The following is a 16,488-nucleotide window of genomic DNA, read 5'->3' as shown; positions in this document are numbered from 1 at the left end:
GGAATGGATTCTGTTTAATGACGCTTTGTATTTGTCTTAAGTTTTGCTTGAGTCACCTCAAGGTGAACGGTAAACTGATTGTTTTTGGATTAAAACACATGGCCACAATCAATTTCAAAGGCAACCCCATTCAAACCCAAGGCGATTTCCCACAAGTGGGTGATCAGGCTCCAGAACTGAAGCTGGTTTTGGCCGATTTATCTGAAGCCACGCTGGCTGATTTTGCTGGAAAAAAAGTCATTTTTAATATTTTCCCAAGTGTAGATACTGCAGTTTGTGCTTTGCAATTAAAAACCTTCAGCCAAAAAGCCAGTCAATTGGATGATGTGGTTATGTTGTTTGCTTCCATGGATCTGCCATTTGCTTTGAATCGTTTTTGTGCAGCCGAAGGTGTTGACAATGCGGTCACTGCATCAGATTTTAGACACCATTCATTGGCTGAAAATTATGGCGTGAAAATGACCCAAGGACCATTGGCTGGATTGTATGCCAGAGCCACTTTGGTGTTGAATGCAGACCATCAAGTGGTTCATGCTGAGTTGGTTGATGATGTGGTCAATGAACCTGACTATGATGCAGCCATGGCTGCGTTGGGATAAATATCGAAATATAAATCCTTTTAAGTCAATACCAGCGGTTGAATACAGTTAATGTGTTCAGCCGTTTTTTATGAAAAACTATTGAGGTTCATGACAGTAGATTGAGTATTTGTCCAGCGACCAAAGTCAATCCTATAACAACTTAATGGTCATCGTTGGTCAAATAAACCATTTATCAGGTAACTGTGGCGGTTGGTACGATGCCAGGTATTCAATCACAGCCTCTGGCGTATCACTGATGTGATAAAGTTGGCGGTATTCTGCCTTGGCAAAATTTTCTGCATAGATGTGTTCAAACATATCGAACAAGTTTTGGTAATAACCTGCTGTGTTCAGAAAAACGATGGGTTTTTCATGGTAACCCAGTTGTTTCAGCGTCATCACTTCTAACATTTCTTCTAAGGTGCCAAATCCCCCTGCCAAGCCCACAAATCCATCGGCCAGCTCAATCATTCTGGCTTTGCGGGTGTGCATGTCTGGGGTGATGATGAGTTCGTCATCAATGGTGTTGACCACGCCATCGATGCGCAAAGCTTCTGGCACCACGCCTATGGTATGGCCTTGGTGGTTCTTAATTGATTTTGCAACTTGTCCCATCAAACCAACCATGCCACCACCATAAACCAAGTCTAAATCATTGGCGGCCATCAAAGCGCCTAAGCCCTCAGCTTGATCAAAGTACTCTTTTTTGATGTGGTCTGAAGATGAGCAGTAAACGGCAATTCGATTGATTTGATTGGAGTTATTTTTCATTGGGATTGATCCGGAAAGTTTTGATGGTGACTGGCCAGGTAATCAATTTGGTGTCATCTTGGCCCCAGGCAGTTTTCAATGGTTCAACTAATTGCTCGCGTGGGTCCTTGCCGTGAGTGGCCAGGTATTTTTGGGTTGCAGACCAAGTACCTAAATAGCCCAGTAAATGCTCAAAAGTCCATTGTTTGTGCATGCTGCACTTTGGTGCTTTGATGGTTTCAAATGGAAAGTCTATGCTGTTATAGGCTTGTTCAATGTGTTTACGTTCAGCAGGCCAAAAATCACCAATGATGTCATCATAGTAGCTTTTAATCACAGCATCCACTGCTGGAGTGATCTGGTGTAATTCATAACACCACACGGCCAATACAGCATTGGTTTTGCCCACTCGATTGACTTCTTTGAAAAATAAATCAAAATCAAACCAATGCAAAGCTTGTGCCACGGTGATTAAGTCGACACTGTGGTCTTTATGAGGGCTTTGGTGCGCCAAACCCACTTCATATTCTACCCGTGGGTATATCATGGCGCGATAAATTTGAGATTCGCTGGCATCTGTGCCGATGACATAAGAAAACTGGTTGGTCAGCGCCACTGCGGCTTGGCCATTTCCAGTCGCACAATCCCAAGCCAATTTGGTTTCTTCACACAGTGAGGCCAGCCATTGGTACAGTTCTGCTGGGTATTCGGGTCGGTAAATGCTGTAGTCTTCAGCTTGTACGGAAAAATGGTCTTTGAATGGAATTGAATCTGTCATTATGAGCTATATGTTGGGGTCTTTTTTAAGTTTCTGAAATTGAATCGGTTGGGGTGGATAATCTTACACAAATCAGCCTCAAGAGGCAAAGGTTGTCCAGTGATCATTGACAACAAATAATCAGCCAACAAGGGTGCTGAAGTGAAACCCCTTGATCCCAATCCAGTCATGACGTATAAATTTTTTATGGGTTCAGCGGGTGGGTATTCTTGCCAGTGACGGCCGTGATGCAAATCCTGGTATGCACTTTCGAACTGCTGTTGATTGATGATTGGACCACAGACTGGTAAATGGTCTTGGGTGGTGGCTCTGATGGCAGTGTGTTTGCTGACCAAGGTGGCAGTGGATAAATGATGGGCATAATCCGTCTGCTGCCAATGCGTCAAGTTTCGTTGCAAGTGGTTATATTCACTGAAATCAGATTGCAACCAGCTGGTTGCTGGCAAATGGTCAAAAGTGGCGCCGATTAAGTATTGGCCCGTTAGGGCTGTTTGTTTGATTGGAATGAGGTAACCCTGATTCAAGATAACATGCGACAGCTTTAAGTTTTTGTTGGTCTGTATTTGATTGGTTTGACCTAATTTAGCCGTCAGGCCCAAGTCTTGATGGGCTTGGGTAAGCACTTGGGAGTACATGCCAGCGGCGATGATTAATAAATCACAGCTGTGGATGGTTTGTTTGAGTTCATTTTGAATTTGCCATTGTTGATGGTGTTCAACACAACTCACTTTTGCGGTGATCCATTGATCGATGTAGGATGACCACTCAGCAGCCAGTACCTGGTTATCTACATAGCCTGCATTGGGGTATTTGATGTTCTGAGAATTTACTTGAATCAACGAATCAGGCAGCGACAGTTTTTTGTTGTTTTTGATTCGCTTTGCATTTGGCTCTGGTGGAAATAATTCGCAAATGCCAATTTGATGAAATGCATGTTCACTGTAAGCCTGTTGGGCATGTTCAAATGCCCTCAGGTAAAACAACGCTTCAGGGGATTTTTGTGCAGTAATCAATGGCATCACCATGGCATAACCTTGGCCTGATGCTTGTTTCAATGGTTGGGAATGTTGGTCAATGACCGTGGTGTGAAACCCTGCTAAATTGAAGCTTCTGGCGAGACATAAACCAGCAATGCCACCACCCAAAATGGTCACCTTCTTATCTTGGGTGTTGGCCTTGGGAAGTGGATGCCAAGGTTGTCTGTTGATGGCCTGTGCTGGCTTTTCATTCATGGTACCTACCAACATGTCTCTTTTGGGTCCAAACCCAGTTTGTTTCGTCAGTTTGAAGCCAGCTTGAGTTAAGCCCTTTTTGACCACTGCTGCAGCCGAATAAGTGGCTATTGTGGTTCCAGGCTCAGACAATTGTGCGATGGCATTGAATAAGGCTGCTGACCACATGGCCGGATTTCTGCTGGGCGCAAAACCATCTAAGAACCAGGCATCAACCTGGGCATGCAATTGTTTCAAGTTTTCAGTGGCATCACCCAACAGCAAGGTCAAGGTGATGTCTTCATCAATGGCCAACTGGTGAATGCCTGCCCTGAATGAATCATACTTTGCCAATAATTTTTGACTGAACGTTTTGATTTCCGGAAATAACTGATGTGCTGACTTTAAGTCACCGGCTGACATTGGATGAAGCTCAGTACTGATGAAGTGAAGCTTTGCTGGCTTTTTAGGACATTGCTGCCAGGCCAGGCAAGTGGCAAGAAAATTCAGTCCGGAACCAAAGCCCGTTTCGCCAATACAAAAATAAGGCTTCTGCTGTTTCTCACCCCACCTTTCAAGCAACTGATTGCCACCTAAAAAAACATGGTTGGTTTCATCCAACCCATTTAAGTCATTGAAATAAACATCATCGAAATCCTTGGCGTAGGGCTGCCCCCTTTTATCGGTGATAACGGCAGGTTTTATGAATTTCAAATCAAGCGGGTTCATGTGACCCTATTATAAATTCAACTCAAGCCCAAAAGGTGATTTGAATGGAAGCAGCACTCAATAAACCCTTGGTTGCTTATTGTACAGGGGTTAAATTCAGCATCAAGCCTTGATTGCACTCGGTGCAGGTGATTTGATTGGACTTGTAAGGTGAGGTATTGGATTCGTAATCTTGAACTTTCAAGTAAATGATATTGCGGTGACAAGTTGAACAAGTCACTTCAACGATGTTGGCATTTTTATTTGGCTCAATTTTACCCATTCTGCTTCAGTATTGGCGTTGTGCTTTCTTGGTTAATTTTGTAACATTCATTTAGTGTTAGTAAATACATTATCACATTAAATATAAATTAACGCTTTATTTGATATTTTTCAAAGAATCATCAGTTAAAATAAGCATCAAATGACAAAAAACACCCACAAAGTAAATATACCAGGATACCGCATCATCAGGAAAGTGGGTGAAGGCGGTATGAGTGTGGTGTATTTGGCTTATCAGGAATCACTGAAAAGGGAAGTGGCATTGAAAGTGATGCGGCCCATCATCACCGATGAAGAAAATGTGGTGCGCCGTTTCGAGCAAGAAGCCGAAATCATTGCTAAGTTGTATCACCCCAACATCGTCAGCATTTATGAAGTGGGTCATATAGATGATGACATCTTGTATTATTCCATGCCCTATTTACAGCATGGTGACCTGACTGCTTTTGCCTACAACAATGACCATGAATTGAAAAAAGTCATGGCTGATATTTGTGATGGGCTTGCTTTTGCTCACACCCAAGGTGTGGTCCATCGGGACATAAAACCAGAAAACATTCTATTCGATCAATTTGGACACGTGCAAATTGCTGATTTTGGCATTGCACTGAGTACGGGCAGGCGCCGGTTTACGCAAGAAAACAGGATAGTTGGCAGTATTCACTATATGAGCCCAGAACAGGCACAATCAAAACATGTGGACGCCAGGTCTGATATTTATGGCTTGGGCGCCATATTGTACGAAATATTAACCGGAGATCCGGTTTTTGATGAAGACAGTGACTTGTCTTTGATGTTGGCGCATGTGAATAATGAGGTACCTCAATTACCAGAACATTTGTCCCAATGGCAAGCAGTCATAGACAAGTGTTTGGCCAAGTCACCAAACCACAGGTATCAGAACATGGCTGCACTGAAAGCAGCCATTGAATCAGTCAATGAAGAAATCAGAGCACCTAAAAAATCATTCATTAAGCCCATCGCAGTCATTGCCGCTATGGGTATTTTGGGTGTTGGCGCATGGTTTGCTTGGGATCAACTGCAGCACAACAAGACGTCAGTCAATCAGCAAGTTGACGTGTTGAAAACGCCGCCAGTTGATGAACGGCCAGTGGGACAAACAAAGTCTCAGGATCAAGTTGATCAGTTAACAGGGTCCACCGCTGAACCGGTGCCTGAAAAAGATGCACTGCCTGAAGTGGTTAATCTGTTGACAGCTGAACAGGTGGCTGAGTTGGTTGAAAACGCGAAAAAGAACATCGCCACCAAACAATTAACCACACCCAGAGATGACAATGCCTTAGATCAATTGTTGCTGCTGTTAAGTAACTTACCGAATCACCAAGAGGGCTTGAGCTTATTATCAGATGTGATGGCCGGTTATTACGAATTGGTTTATCAGTCGGTGTTAAAAAATGACCTCAATCAAGCAATTCAGTTTGCTGAGTCAGTGGCTGAAGTCAGACACCGGGCCATATTAACCAATGAACAATTGTTGGTGTTTCTGGAACACAATACTGAATTAGAGCGCAGCCTGTTATTGGGGGCCATTGCTGAAAAAGTCAATTTGGCCAAAGGCAGATCTAACCGCAACGGTGCAGAGCGTTTGATTGGCTTGGTCGATGCAGTGATGCCAGGACATGAAATCATTGATGAATTGAATGCTTCAATCGAGTCAATGCCATTACCTGGGCAAATCATTGCCGACAAAATGGGTTTAAGGTCTGTCATCGTGCCACCAGAAATCAACCATTCCAAGGGACTGATAAAATATGCATTGGCCGTCTCTCGGGCAGAGATCAGTTGGCAGATGTTTGATCAATTTGTCACTGACACCGGTCATGAAATCAATCGCTGTAAAAGTGCCATAGGATCAAACATGATATTCAGCCAACGCAACTACAGCAAACCAGGGTTTCGCACGGCAGCTGATATGCCAGTGGTCTGTGTAACTTGGCAAGACGCCAACCTATTTATTGAATGGTACAACAAACGCAGTGGGGAGAATTACCGCTTGCCGACCATTTTAGAATGGCGCCATTTGATTAAACTCAGTGACATGAAAACACCATCATGCGGCAGCGCCAACTTGGCAGGAACAGAGTTTCCTGCGGAAGAAGAAAATTTCAAATCATACCCATGTAATGATGGTTTTCCGTTTGTTGCACCCTACCATGCTTTTGATAAAAACGCCCTGGGGCTGATTGGCTTTCATGGTAATGTGGCGGAATGGTTGGCAGGGTGTCAGGAAATGGGGAAATTCAAAGCAATTTTCAATCCTGAAGACCAATGTGAAAGTAACCCAAGTGCAGGCTATTCCTGGCTATCAGGCAAAGATGACAATGGCCACGTCAAACAAATTAAATTCGATCAAGCCTGGTCTCACATAGGATTCAGGTTGGTCAAAACACTCTAACAACCACGTTAATAAGAACCCGATGACAGCAGAAAACACCGCACCTTTTTTTACTGATTTAGAAGCTCGAATTGTGGCATGTTTGATGGAAAAACAATTGACCACACCGAATAATTACCCATTAAGTATGAATTCATTGTTGTTGGCTTGTAATCAAAAAACCAACCGAGTTCCAGTAATGAACTTAACCGAAGGTGAGGTTGGCCATGCAGTCAGTCAACTGGAAGGAAGGAACTTAGTTGGTGTTGATTACGGCGGTCGGGCCAATCATGTTACCCATCGTGTGATGACTGAATTTGCTATCAACCGCAAACAACAAGCGATTTTGGCGGTGTTGATGGTCAGAGAGCCGTTAACCTTAAATGACATCAAAACCAAAACCGGCCGCATGGAAGATTTTGCTGGTGTGGATGAAGTGGCACAAGTTTTACAGTCTTTGATTGATCGTGAAGAACCCTTGGTGATTTGTTTGCCCAAAGGTCCCGGCAGGCGGGAAGACCGTTTCACTCATTTATTGTGTGGCGAAGTCGATGTGACATCGGTACAGGGTCCTGTCAAAGCAGTCAGTACCAGCAAAAGTTCACGCCTGGATGAATTAGAACAACGTGTGCTTGAGCTAGAAAACAAAGTCAATGAATTGATGACTTTGTTGGATTGAAAACACTGGAAACCCGTTAATTCATTTAAATTTTGTAGGCGCACAGAATGAACCCATCTGAAACAAATCAATCAGTTAACACCCAGCCCAGCAGTCAAAAGGCCATCTTAACCATGTTGTTTGCTGCCTTGATCATCAGCAGCTCAAGTGTATGGGTGAAATTGGCCGACATGGGCCCCTCGGTGATTGGATTTTATCGCATGTTGATTGGCGGCATGGTGCTGTTGTTACTGTGTTTGATACAAGGCCGGCGCTTATGGTACAACTTGAAATATGTGGCTTGGTTGTTGTTGGGAGCGATATTTTTTGCTGCTGACTTGTGGCTTTGGCACCGCTCGATTCAATATGTCGGCCCTGGTCTGGCGACGGTGTTGGGTAATGTGCAAGTGTTTTTCATGACTTTGTTTGGTTATTGGTTTCTCAGTGAAAAAATCAGTTTTAAATTTTTCCTTGGCTTAAGCCTGACATTTTGTGGCTTGTTCTTGTTGGTGGGCTTGCAATGGGGCGAATTATCCAATGATTATAAATTAGGCGTGTTTTATGGCATAGCAACGGCGGTGGCATACACGGGTTTTATGTTGTCCTTGCGACATGTTCAGGCACAGCACCATGCACTGTCTCCAATGGCAAATTTGGGTGTGCTGTCTATCATGTGCGCGATGATATTGTCAGTGGTGGTTTGGTATGAAGCAGAGTCCTTTTTGATCCCTGATTTGATGTCATGGGTTTCGGTTTTGGCTTTGGGCGTGTTTTGTCAAGTCATCGGTTGGGTGCTGATCACCAAAACCATGCCTTCGCTGCCGACTTCAATTGTTGGTTTGTTGCTGTTGTTACAACCGGCCATGTCAATGGTTTGGGACGTGTTGTTTTTCAGTCGACCGACCGGTCTCAGAGATGTGATTGGCTTGTGCTTGGTGTTGTGTGGTATTTATTTGGCCACCCTGAAACGCCGAAAATCTAAAACCAGAAATGTCTGATGGATAAAGAAACATTTGGTTTATATGCCTATGTTTTTTTGGTCACTGTGGCCAATATTTACTTGTGGCTGGGGGTGGTTCAAGGCGGATCGGCTCCGCGTTCTGGTAAAGTGGTTGGCTTGATTGTTTTGCTGGCCATTGGCGCCATTTTTTCAGACAAATTCAGTCGCAATCAATTTGCGCCGACTTTTATCCGAGCCGGTAGCTTGATTGGCATGACTTTGATGTTTTTTATGTTGTACAACCGATGAATAAAATGAAATTAAATGATGCAATCCCCATGCAGTTGATGCCATGTACCCACCAAGATTTGATTGGGGTCTTCAGGTGGTTTAACAGCGAAAAGGCGGTGTTTTATTGGGCTGGGCCGGGCATCACTTATCCTTTGCAAATCAAACGATTCAAGACAGATTCAAAGTTTGAAAAAAGCCATTCCTATGTATTGAAACAAGGGCGGCAATTGTTGGCGTTTGGACAAATTTACAATCGTTTAGACCATTGTCATTTGGGCCGATTGGTGGTTTCGCCATCCTTCAGGGGCCAAGGCGTTGGTCGGCATTTGGTTGCTGCCTTGCTGGACGAGGGACAACGTCAACTGGGTTTATCTGATGGTTCATTGTTCGTTTTGCGTGACAACAAGGTTGCGATGAATTTGTACCAAAAGATGGGTTTTGTACAGGCTGAGTATCCGGAAACCATTCCATTGGAAAACTGTTTGTATCTGAGGCGAACAGAAAAGCCAGATTAACAGTGGAGCTTAGCGGTCAGTTTGATTAAACTGTTTGTTCATTTTTTGACTCACTGACACTTCATGGCAGCTCACCAATCCGTCAATGCGAATTTATTCAAAGCCATCGCGCTGATGTTGTTGGCAGCCTTGGGTTTCAGTTTCATGAATGTGTTGATTCGCTGGACCTCAGATGAATTACATCCTTTTCAAATTGCCTTCTTTCGCAACTTATTTGGCTTGGTTTTTATGTTGCCCTGGTTGATTAAGTTTGGTTACCGCAGTTTTAAGACCGATCGTTTGCCCTTATTTATTATCAGGGCCTTGTTGGGCTTGTTTTCGATGTTCTGCTATTTTTGGGGCATCAGTGTTTTACCACTGGCGAAGGCCGTGGCCTTAAGCTTTACAGTACCCTTGTTCGTCACCATTGGTGCAGCCATATTTCTCAAAGAAGACGTTAATTGGCGTCGTTGGGTCGCGGTTTTGGTCGGTTTTGCGGGTACCTTAATCATCCTCAGACCAACAGTGGATGGTGACTTGTTTGCTTCCTTGGTGGTGATTGCTTCATCAGTGACCATGGCGGCTTCGGTGCTGATCATCAAAAACTTATCACGCACGGAAGATGCCAATGTGATTGTGATGTATATGGTGTTGTTGATGACCCCATTGTCTTTACCAGTGGCCATGACAGTGTGGCAATGGCCAAGCATGGAAACGTGGTTATTGGTGATGTTGATGGGTTTTCTGGGTAGTTTCGCCCATTTGATGTTTACCCATTCATTGAAAATGTCAGACGTCTCCATTGTGATGCCATTTGATTTTGCTCGTTTGCCTTTCATCATTGCCCTGGCCTGGATTGTCTTTGATCAATCGGTTGATCGCTGGACCGTATTGGGGGCTGGCATCGTATTTGCGTCCGGTGTTTACATTGCTCGCAGGGAAGCGATGTTGAATAAAAGACGCGCGATGCAACCAAAAGTGAGTTAACTTCTGTGAGTACACTGAACCACCAAGCACAAGTGAAAATCAGTTGTCGGGATTTAAACCAAGAATCTGATTTTTTTATTCAATTGGGCTTTCAGTTACAACAAGTGTTTCCTGCTGATAACCCAAGGATGTTGGTTTTGGCGGCTTATGGTTTGGTGCTCAGGATTGAAAAGGGATTACCGGTTAATGATTTGACAGTGATATTGCCCAACAACCCCAGCCAAACGTTACAGCCTTTGTTTTCGCCCAGTGGTGTGGCGATTCAATTTCACACTGAAAGCAACTCCCAAGTGGATTTTCCTGCGCAGATTGAGCCGTTGTTGACGCCATTTGATGGTGATGAATCTTGGGTCACAGGTCGTGCTGGGATGTTGTACCGTGACTTAATACCCTCGCGTTTATCGGGCGCAATCATAGCTTCTAACATCAAGATTGTTGATGGCGGCCCGGTGCCAGATCATGTGCATTATCACAGTATTCAATTTCAATTGATTTTTTGTACCAAAGGTTGGGTCAAAGTGGTTTATGAAGATCAGGGTGAGCCGTTTGTGCTTAATGCGGGTGATTGTGTCACCCAGCCACCGGGCATCAGACACCAAGTGCTGGAAGCATCAGATGGCCTGGAAGTGGTTGAAATTGGTATGCCCGCAGAACACATGACCACTTTGGATCATCATATGCAGTTGCCAACAGGGCAAAATTTACCAAGTCGGGTTTACCAACATGGCAGTTACGGTGGTCAGCAGTTTTGTTACCACCAACAAGCAGCAGTCAGTTGGCAAGCATTGCCGGAGTCTGGTTTGTTGCGCAGTGAAACATCCGTGCTTACCGACAGTGGTGGTGTGGCTGCAGTGAATGTCCTCAAAGCAAGTGCTCCACACAATGCAAGCAAATGGTTGATACAACATCAAAACAGACTGCATTTTTATTATGTGATGGCAGGACAGGCGAGCTATCAGCAAGCAGGACAGGAAAACGTCGTGATCAATGACAGGGACAGTTTCGTCTTACCACCCAATCAATGCCTCGAACTCAGTCATTTTTCAGCTGACTTTCAATGCATAGAATGCATGATTTTGGGTTGATGTGATGAATTTTACAGAACAACAAAAGAAAGACTTTATCAAAGCCTTAAAACAGGAAATGCCCTTTGGTAAATACCAAGGCCGCCAATTGATGGATTTACCCGGACATTATTTGGCTTGGTTCAACCGCCAAGGTTTTCCGGCGAATCAATTGGGTCAACAATTGGCGCTGGTTTTTGAACTTGATCACAATGGAATCCTGCCAGGCTTGAGGCAACAATTGCGCTCGGGTCAAAATAAATTCAACCAAAGCTGATGCTATTTTTCAATCCCTGAAAAAGCCTGGGTCATTGACTTTCCTGCATACAACAGCAATACCACAATGGTCAAAGCAAGCAAGCCATAACTCAAACCAGTCGCCAGATATATCACTCCGGGATTGAGTGGATTCAGCTGAGTGATGAAATTGGTGGTCAATATCAGACCATATATCATGATAAACACGGTGGCCATTAAGCCCGCGATCGCTTTCAATCCTTTTATCAACCGTTGATGGGCTGTCAGTATTTTGTTGCTTGCGCTTGGCTGGTTCAATTTAATTCCTGTAGCTGACTGTTGTTGTTTTATTTCACTTTGTATTTTAAGTGGGTGGTGTTGTGGGCTTTGAATTTATTGCGACGAGCACGCCGTCGCATCAATCGGGCCAATTTAAAACCCACCGGTTTGCTGTTGAATCGGTAATGGCTAACCATTTCTTTGGCGATGGTTCGGTCTTTCAGCATAAATAACGATTTGATAAATAACCACATGATTCGCTCCTGATTCAACTCATAACTAAAATAACATGAATCGAAGGTTTGGGTGAGTGCCAGAAGTGTTGATTGCTTGGTGCAATCAACCTTCAGTGTACAGACGGATGTGCTGGGCTGATAAAAAAAGGCTCAATTTGTCTATTGAGCCTTTGGTCGTATTTGCCTCCCAAAGGAAGCAGGTGTGAACTGATTTGGATGCGGTTGGAGAACCTTTGAGAATCAGCCTTTTTTCTTGCCATTTTTACTGCGTTTACCACCTTCAGGTGCACAAACCAGTGTTTCCTCTGATTGGCGTGGCGCTTTACAGGTGCCTTCAACCGTGTCGCCATTCGGTTTGGCGAAACTACAGGCAGCACCTGCTTCGGTTTGTTCTGCACAAGCCGTGAAGGCCGCTTCAGGTGGTTTGCCTCTGTGCCCACCTTTGCCTTTGGCGCTGGCGGTTGATAGGGTGGCAGACAAACACAATGTCATTAAACAGATTGTGGTTGTTTTCTTGAGGTTGGATTTTAGAGTCATTTGTTTTTCCTGCTTATTTACTTGAGTGGTCACCAGTTTGTCAAAACAATAAGGCGAAATTATGCATGAAATAAGGATTTTGAGTCGCGTGAAAAAATAATTCAGTTGGATTCACCATTAAATAGGAGGCTAGTTATACCGCTCGTTGATTATTGGCAGTATCCACAAATTTACATTTTAGTTATTCTCGATTTTTGCGAACCATGGGTTTAGAATTAATCGCATGTGCGGCGCATTCGAAACCATCAACAACCCTTTTACCAACTCAATCACGGAAGCACTGGGTGTGCCTGAAGTGGAGAGCCGTGGTATCCGCGCGCCAGCCTCAATGATTCAGATTGTCACTGAAGACGAAAACGATCGCTATTTAGAAGACGCCAAATGGTGGTTGCTGTTGGGTGCAGATGGTAAACCCAACTATAAGTACGCTACTTTCAACAGCCGCTATGACAAATTGTATACATCCTCATTAACCAAAGGGGCTTTCAGAACGTCACGTTGTTTGATTCCTGCCTCTGGTTTTATTGAAGGCCAAAGCGTCGGCCAAAGTGATGGCAAGAATAAACAATACCACCACATCACCTCAGAGCGCGGTGCGGTGGCCTTGGCTGGCATTTATAAGCAGTATCAGGTCGATGGTGAAGTGTTAACCACTGCCTCAGTGATCACTTGTCCAGGTAACCCAAAATTCGAACAGATTCACCGCAAATCAATACCGTTGATGTTGGATATTGATGATGAATCATTGGTTGATAGGTGGCTTGATCCAACCATGACTGACAGTGAATCCTTTCGTCATTTATTGACCAACAAGATAAATGTTAATTTAGTCGCCACGCCAACGGTGGGTGCGCGCGATATGACACCGCGCGGTGAACCGGTGTTGATTGAGGCGGACAGATGATATTCGGTCTCTGTGATGTGAATAATTTCTATGTGTCTTGTGAAAGGTCGTTCAACCCCGCGATCAACAACCGGCCGGTGATTGTGTTGTCCAATAACGACGGTTGCGCTGTAGCACGATCCAATGAAGTCAAAGCCTTGGGGGTGAAAATGGGCGCGCCTTTGCACCAAATCCAAAATTTAGTACAGCAGCATAACTTTGCGGTGTTTTCATCCAACTACTCACTGTACGCAGACATGTCGAACCGCTTTGAATCGATCATTGAGTCCTATACCCCTGAAGTGGAAAAATACTCCTGTGATGAAGTGTTTTTTCAGTTGGATGGTCTCAAACACAAAGGCCATTTAGGCGCTTACATGCGCAAGATGGTGGCTGAGATCAAACAAGGCCTGGGCCTGCCGGTTTGTGTCGGCTTGGCACCGACCAAAACCCTGTGCAAAATCGCCAACCACTATGCCAAGTCTTTGTCGGTGGCCGGTGGTGTATTGGCGCTGTTCAGTGAATACAATTTAAAGAACGCACTTGAAATACTGCCGGTTAATGAAGTCTGGGGCATCGGTCGCAAGCACACCGAACATTTGGCTAAGCTGGGCATCACCACCGCCTTGCAGTTGCGTGATGCCGACAAAAAATGGATCAGAAAACGCTTCAGCGTGGTAATCGAGCGCACCATCATGGAATTGCGTGGTGTCAGTTGTCTGGAATTGAACGATGTGCCTGAGAAGAAAAAACAGATTGTCTGTACCCGATCCTTTGGTGAAAAAACCTCGGATAAAACGGTGTTGCGTGAGGCCATTGGCTACCATGTATCCAGGGCCTGTGTTGATTTGCGCTCACAACAATCAGTGGCCAAATCAATAACCGTCGGCATCAGAACCAACCCATTCAGCAAGCGTGACCAACAAAGCGTCAGGTCGATAACCGTAGAGCTGCCTTATGCATCAGATGACACCCGCGATTTTCAAGCCGCTGCCACCCAGGCTTTGAACCGGATTTACCAAGCTGATTATAAATACAAAAAGGCCGGCATCATGCTCAATGGCCTCAGCGACAAAGGCGTGATTCAATATGATTTATTCAGCACCCGACAGCCTCAAGACGATGCCATCATGGGCGTGATGGACCAAATCAACAACAAATACGGTAAGGACGTCTTGCGCTGTGGCTCACAAGGTTTTGATGCCAGTTGGGTGATGAAATCTGAACGCCGCTCACCCCGCTACACCACCCAATGGGATGATGTGATTGGAGTGGCTTAGCTACCTATTTGGTAGTTAATCCAAACATTCATTAAAGGTTGACAGCCAAATGGGCTGAATTGTCTATATTTTCCTACAAGCGAGTCAGAATTTATCCATATCAACCCAACCACAATATAAGGACAATAAACCTATGGTCTTTGACTCAAGCTGTCAAGCTGGCGCAAATGGGGGTTTCGTCTTTATAGGGGTCATCGGTACTGAAAATAAAAAACTTAATGACATGGTGGGAAAGGGAAAATGATAAACAACAAAGATTTAATCACTTCAATCAAACAACGTCGCGAAACCTTCAAAAGCAAACAACGCTATGAATTGCATGACAAGGTCAAACAATTAAGGGCCGAAATTGTCAAAAACTCATTCCAAAGCAAACCAGACATGAAGCTGCATAAATTCCTCATGTCACAGCTGATGAAAGCACGCAACCAAATTTCATTCAACGACATCATCAAAAAAGAATTGGCTTGATGGTGTGAAAATGAATGAATTACTTGGTGGTGGGTCTTTTAAGTTGTTGATTTGGAGCCATTTAAAATGGTGCCGGGAATGGACGCTAATTGATTTTTAAGTATTTGATAAATAAGTAAAATATAGTTACTGAAAATATGTTACCAACAAAGTTACCAACAAAAAATGATTTGTTAACTAGTTGTATTCCAGTTATTAACTAAAGTTTCAAATTGTTTGTATGCCATTTTTGCATTTGGTTTTTTGCGCACTTCATCAATAAATACTTTAGTTATAGCAAATGCTTTTATTGTGGAAGTTTTTGTTGAGTCTAAGAGTATAGCTTCATCATAGATACCTGCATGTACGCCAGTTGCCATATATTCATATTGATTTAGAAAATAGCTAAGTAGGTCACGTGCTTGTTTACAGTTTATAGAGTCGCCTTCGATAGAAATTATATTTTCCATCTTAATACTGTTATCTGTTGTATCAGCAAAAGACTTTACGTCTAATTGTTTTGCTTTGTCAGCTTGTCTTAAAAATGACCATGCATTAACAAATTTTTGGTCTCTGCTTCGAGACATAATATAATCCATGGTGCATCTTTTTTTAGTTATTGATTCATTTGCATTTATCGATTTTTTAGCCCACATTGCTGCCAGTAATGCAGCAATGACAACACATATTGGTGAAACTAATTGAGTCCAACTAAAATCAATCGAATTACTGATAGAGCTTACCAGTTCAAAATTTTTCATCAATTAATACATCCATGTTAGAAAGGGGCTTAGAAACCGTAGTTATCGTCTAAACGTAATGAAATGATATTGTTTAAATTATTTACCATTTTTTTCTCCAAATTAAAAGTACTAGTCATTAAGTTTTGCTTAAATTACACATATTGTGCAATCAGTGCGAAGTGTATCATTACATAATTTGTCATTCAATACTATTAATACATACTGACTAACATATAGCTAGATACATCTAAAACTTACATATACTATAACATAACCAAACTATATGTAATGTGAACATGGTCACTTTTTGTCACTCAATATCATGGTGAATCATGTTAGTGTAAGTTATTAGTCAGTGCATTTATATGGGTGCCTCGATGATAAATCAATATGACTTGATGTTTCGATATGAGCCAATTATATCTATTAAAGTCATGTTCTTACTCTTATATGTATAAAAATAACTAATGTAGGAATTTGTTGATATCGGTGTCAGAAAACTTCTATTTCAGAGATCAGTCAATTTGTAGACAATGTCAATATGGTCACTGATTCACTACAGGTGAACCTGGGACACAAGGACATACATCAGATGAAGATAATAAACTTAACTTATTGACTAAATATTTGTTTGATCGTTGAAATAATGGCAACCAATATGAAGCAATATGTCGCGGATTTGTGTTGTAACTTGAAGTATTGGT

The 16,488-nt window shown here is 43.2% G+C and carries 20 protein-coding genes; 12 read left to right on the top strand and 8 right to left on the bottom strand.

Features of this window, described 5'->3' with window-relative positions; all coding sequences use genetic code 11:
- The first annotated feature begins 98 nt into the window (after positions 1–98).
- The gene (gene tpx / locus CCS90_RS00100; protein WP_099018686.1) at positions 99–599 is read left to right on the top strand and encodes a thiol peroxidase; all 501 of its coding nucleotides are present in this window, start codon (positions 99–101) and stop codon (positions 597–599) included.
- Between the two features lie 159 nt (positions 600–758).
- On the opposite strand, the gene CCS90_RS00095 is transcribed toward tpx, so the two are convergent.
- From CCS90_RS00095 to CCS90_RS00080, 4 genes are all read right to left on the bottom strand, one after another.
- Positions 759–1,352, bottom strand: coding sequence for an LOG family protein (locus CCS90_RS00095; protein ID WP_099017483.1), 594 nt, complete (start codon positions 1,350–1,352; stop codon positions 759–761).
- Complete coding sequence (locus tag CCS90_RS00090; RefSeq protein WP_099017482.1) at positions 1,342–2,109, bottom strand: class I SAM-dependent methyltransferase; 768 nt, start codon at positions 2,107–2,109, stop codon at positions 1,342–1,344. The genes CCS90_RS00095 and CCS90_RS00090 overlap by 11 nt, the downstream gene beginning before the upstream one ends.
- Positions 2,109–4,049 carry a bifunctional tRNA (5-methylaminomethyl-2-thiouridine)(34)-methyltransferase MnmC2/FAD-dependent 5-carboxymethylaminomethyl-2-thiouridine(34) oxidoreductase MnmC1 gene (gene mnmC, locus CCS90_RS00085; RefSeq protein ID WP_099017481.1) on the bottom strand — a complete coding sequence of 647 codons (1,941 nt, stop codon included), beginning with the start codon at positions 4,047–4,049 and terminating at the stop codon, positions 2,109–2,111. Before mnmC ends, CCS90_RS00090 begins: the two co-directional genes overlap by 1 nt.
- A 76-nt stretch (positions 4,050–4,125) precedes the next feature.
- Entirely contained in the window at positions 4,126–4,311 is a 186-nt protein-coding gene (locus CCS90_RS00080) for a hypothetical protein (RefSeq protein WP_099017480.1), read from the bottom strand.
- Positions 4,312–4,452: 141 nt separating this feature from the next.
- Between CCS90_RS00080 and CCS90_RS00075 the strand changes: the two genes are divergently transcribed.
- From CCS90_RS00075 to CCS90_RS00040, 8 genes are all read left to right on the top strand, one after another.
- The gene (locus CCS90_RS00075) at positions 4,453–6,726 is read left to right on the top strand and encodes a bifunctional serine/threonine-protein kinase/formylglycine-generating enzyme family protein (protein ID WP_099017479.1); all 2,274 of its coding nucleotides are present in this window, start codon (positions 4,453–4,455) and stop codon (positions 6,724–6,726) included.
- A gap of 22 nt (positions 6,727–6,748) precedes the next feature.
- Positions 6,749–7,384, top strand: coding sequence for a YceH family protein (locus tag CCS90_RS00070; RefSeq protein WP_099017478.1), 636 nt, complete (start codon positions 6,749–6,751; stop codon positions 7,382–7,384).
- Positions 7,385–7,431: 47 nt separating this feature from the next.
- Complete coding sequence (locus CCS90_RS00065) at positions 7,432–8,361, top strand: DMT family transporter (protein WP_099017477.1); 930 nt, start codon at positions 7,432–7,434, stop codon at positions 8,359–8,361.
- Entirely contained in the window at positions 8,361–8,612 is a 252-nt protein-coding gene (locus CCS90_RS00060) for a hypothetical protein (RefSeq protein ID WP_099017476.1), read from the top strand. Before CCS90_RS00065 ends, CCS90_RS00060 begins: the two co-directional genes overlap by 1 nt.
- Positions 8,609–9,109: a GNAT family N-acetyltransferase gene (locus CCS90_RS00055; protein WP_099017475.1), complete on the top strand. Its 501-nt coding sequence runs from the start codon at positions 8,609–8,611 to the stop codon at positions 9,107–9,109. The genes CCS90_RS00060 and CCS90_RS00055 overlap by 4 nt, the downstream gene beginning before the upstream one ends.
- A gap of 63 nt (positions 9,110–9,172) precedes the next feature.
- Positions 9,173–10,075, top strand: coding sequence for a DMT family transporter (locus tag CCS90_RS00050; RefSeq protein ID WP_099017474.1), 903 nt, complete (start codon positions 9,173–9,175; stop codon positions 10,073–10,075).
- A 5-nt stretch (positions 10,076–10,080) separates the two neighbouring features.
- Entirely contained in the window at positions 10,081–11,160 is a 1,080-nt protein-coding gene (locus CCS90_RS00045) for a cupin domain-containing protein (protein ID WP_099017473.1), read from the top strand.
- Positions 11,161–11,164: 4 nt separating this feature from the next.
- Positions 11,165–11,416, top strand: coding sequence for a DUF3820 family protein (locus CCS90_RS00040; RefSeq protein WP_099017472.1), 252 nt, complete (start codon positions 11,165–11,167; stop codon positions 11,414–11,416).
- A 2-nt stretch (positions 11,417–11,418) separates the two neighbouring features.
- Here CCS90_RS00040 and CCS90_RS00035 read toward each other — a convergent pair whose 3' ends face one another.
- The 3 genes from CCS90_RS00035 to CCS90_RS00025 all read right to left on the bottom strand — a co-directional run bounded on the left by CCS90_RS00035 (position 11,419) and on the right by CCS90_RS00025 (position 12,428).
- A complete protein-coding gene (locus CCS90_RS00035) occupies positions 11,419–11,694 on the bottom strand; it encodes a hypothetical protein (RefSeq protein WP_099017471.1) in 276 nt (91 codons plus the stop codon).
- Between the two features lie 29 nt (positions 11,695–11,723).
- Positions 11,724–11,909: a hypothetical protein gene (locus CCS90_RS00030; RefSeq protein WP_099017470.1), complete on the bottom strand. Its 186-nt coding sequence runs from the start codon at positions 11,907–11,909 to the stop codon at positions 11,724–11,726.
- Between the two features lie 222 nt (positions 11,910–12,131).
- A complete protein-coding gene (locus CCS90_RS00025) occupies positions 12,132–12,428 on the bottom strand; it encodes a hypothetical protein (RefSeq protein WP_133566566.1) in 297 nt (98 codons plus the stop codon).
- 223 nt (positions 12,429–12,651) lie between these two features.
- On the opposite strand from CCS90_RS00025, the gene CCS90_RS00020 reads away from it, so the two are divergent.
- The 3 genes from CCS90_RS00020 (at position 12,652) to CCS90_RS00010 (ending at position 15,062) form a co-directional block, all read left to right on the top strand.
- Positions 12,652–13,332, top strand: a complete 681-nt coding sequence (locus tag CCS90_RS00020) for an SOS response-associated peptidase family protein (protein WP_099017468.1) — start codon at positions 12,652–12,654, stop codon at positions 13,330–13,332.
- Entirely contained in the window at positions 13,329–14,591 is a 1,263-nt protein-coding gene (locus CCS90_RS00015; protein ID WP_099017467.1) for a Y-family DNA polymerase, read from the top strand. The genes CCS90_RS00020 and CCS90_RS00015 overlap by 4 nt, the downstream gene beginning before the upstream one ends.
- A 240-nt stretch (positions 14,592–14,831) precedes the next feature.
- Complete coding sequence (locus tag CCS90_RS00010; protein WP_099017466.1) at positions 14,832–15,062, top strand: hypothetical protein; 231 nt, start codon at positions 14,832–14,834, stop codon at positions 15,060–15,062.
- Positions 15,063–15,235: 173 nt separating this feature from the next.
- Here CCS90_RS00010 and CCS90_RS00005 read toward each other — a convergent pair whose 3' ends face one another.
- A complete protein-coding gene (locus CCS90_RS00005; protein ID WP_099017465.1) occupies positions 15,236–15,802 on the bottom strand; it encodes a DUF4760 domain-containing protein in 567 nt (188 codons plus the stop codon).
- Positions 15,803–16,488 lie beyond the last annotated feature (686 nt).

The organism is Marinicella litoralis (genome assembly GCF_002591915.1).
Classification (GTDB): Bacteria; Pseudomonadota; Gammaproteobacteria; order Xanthomonadales; family Marinicellaceae; genus Marinicella; species Marinicella litoralis.
This window is presented reverse-complemented; position numbering and strand designations above follow the sequence as displayed.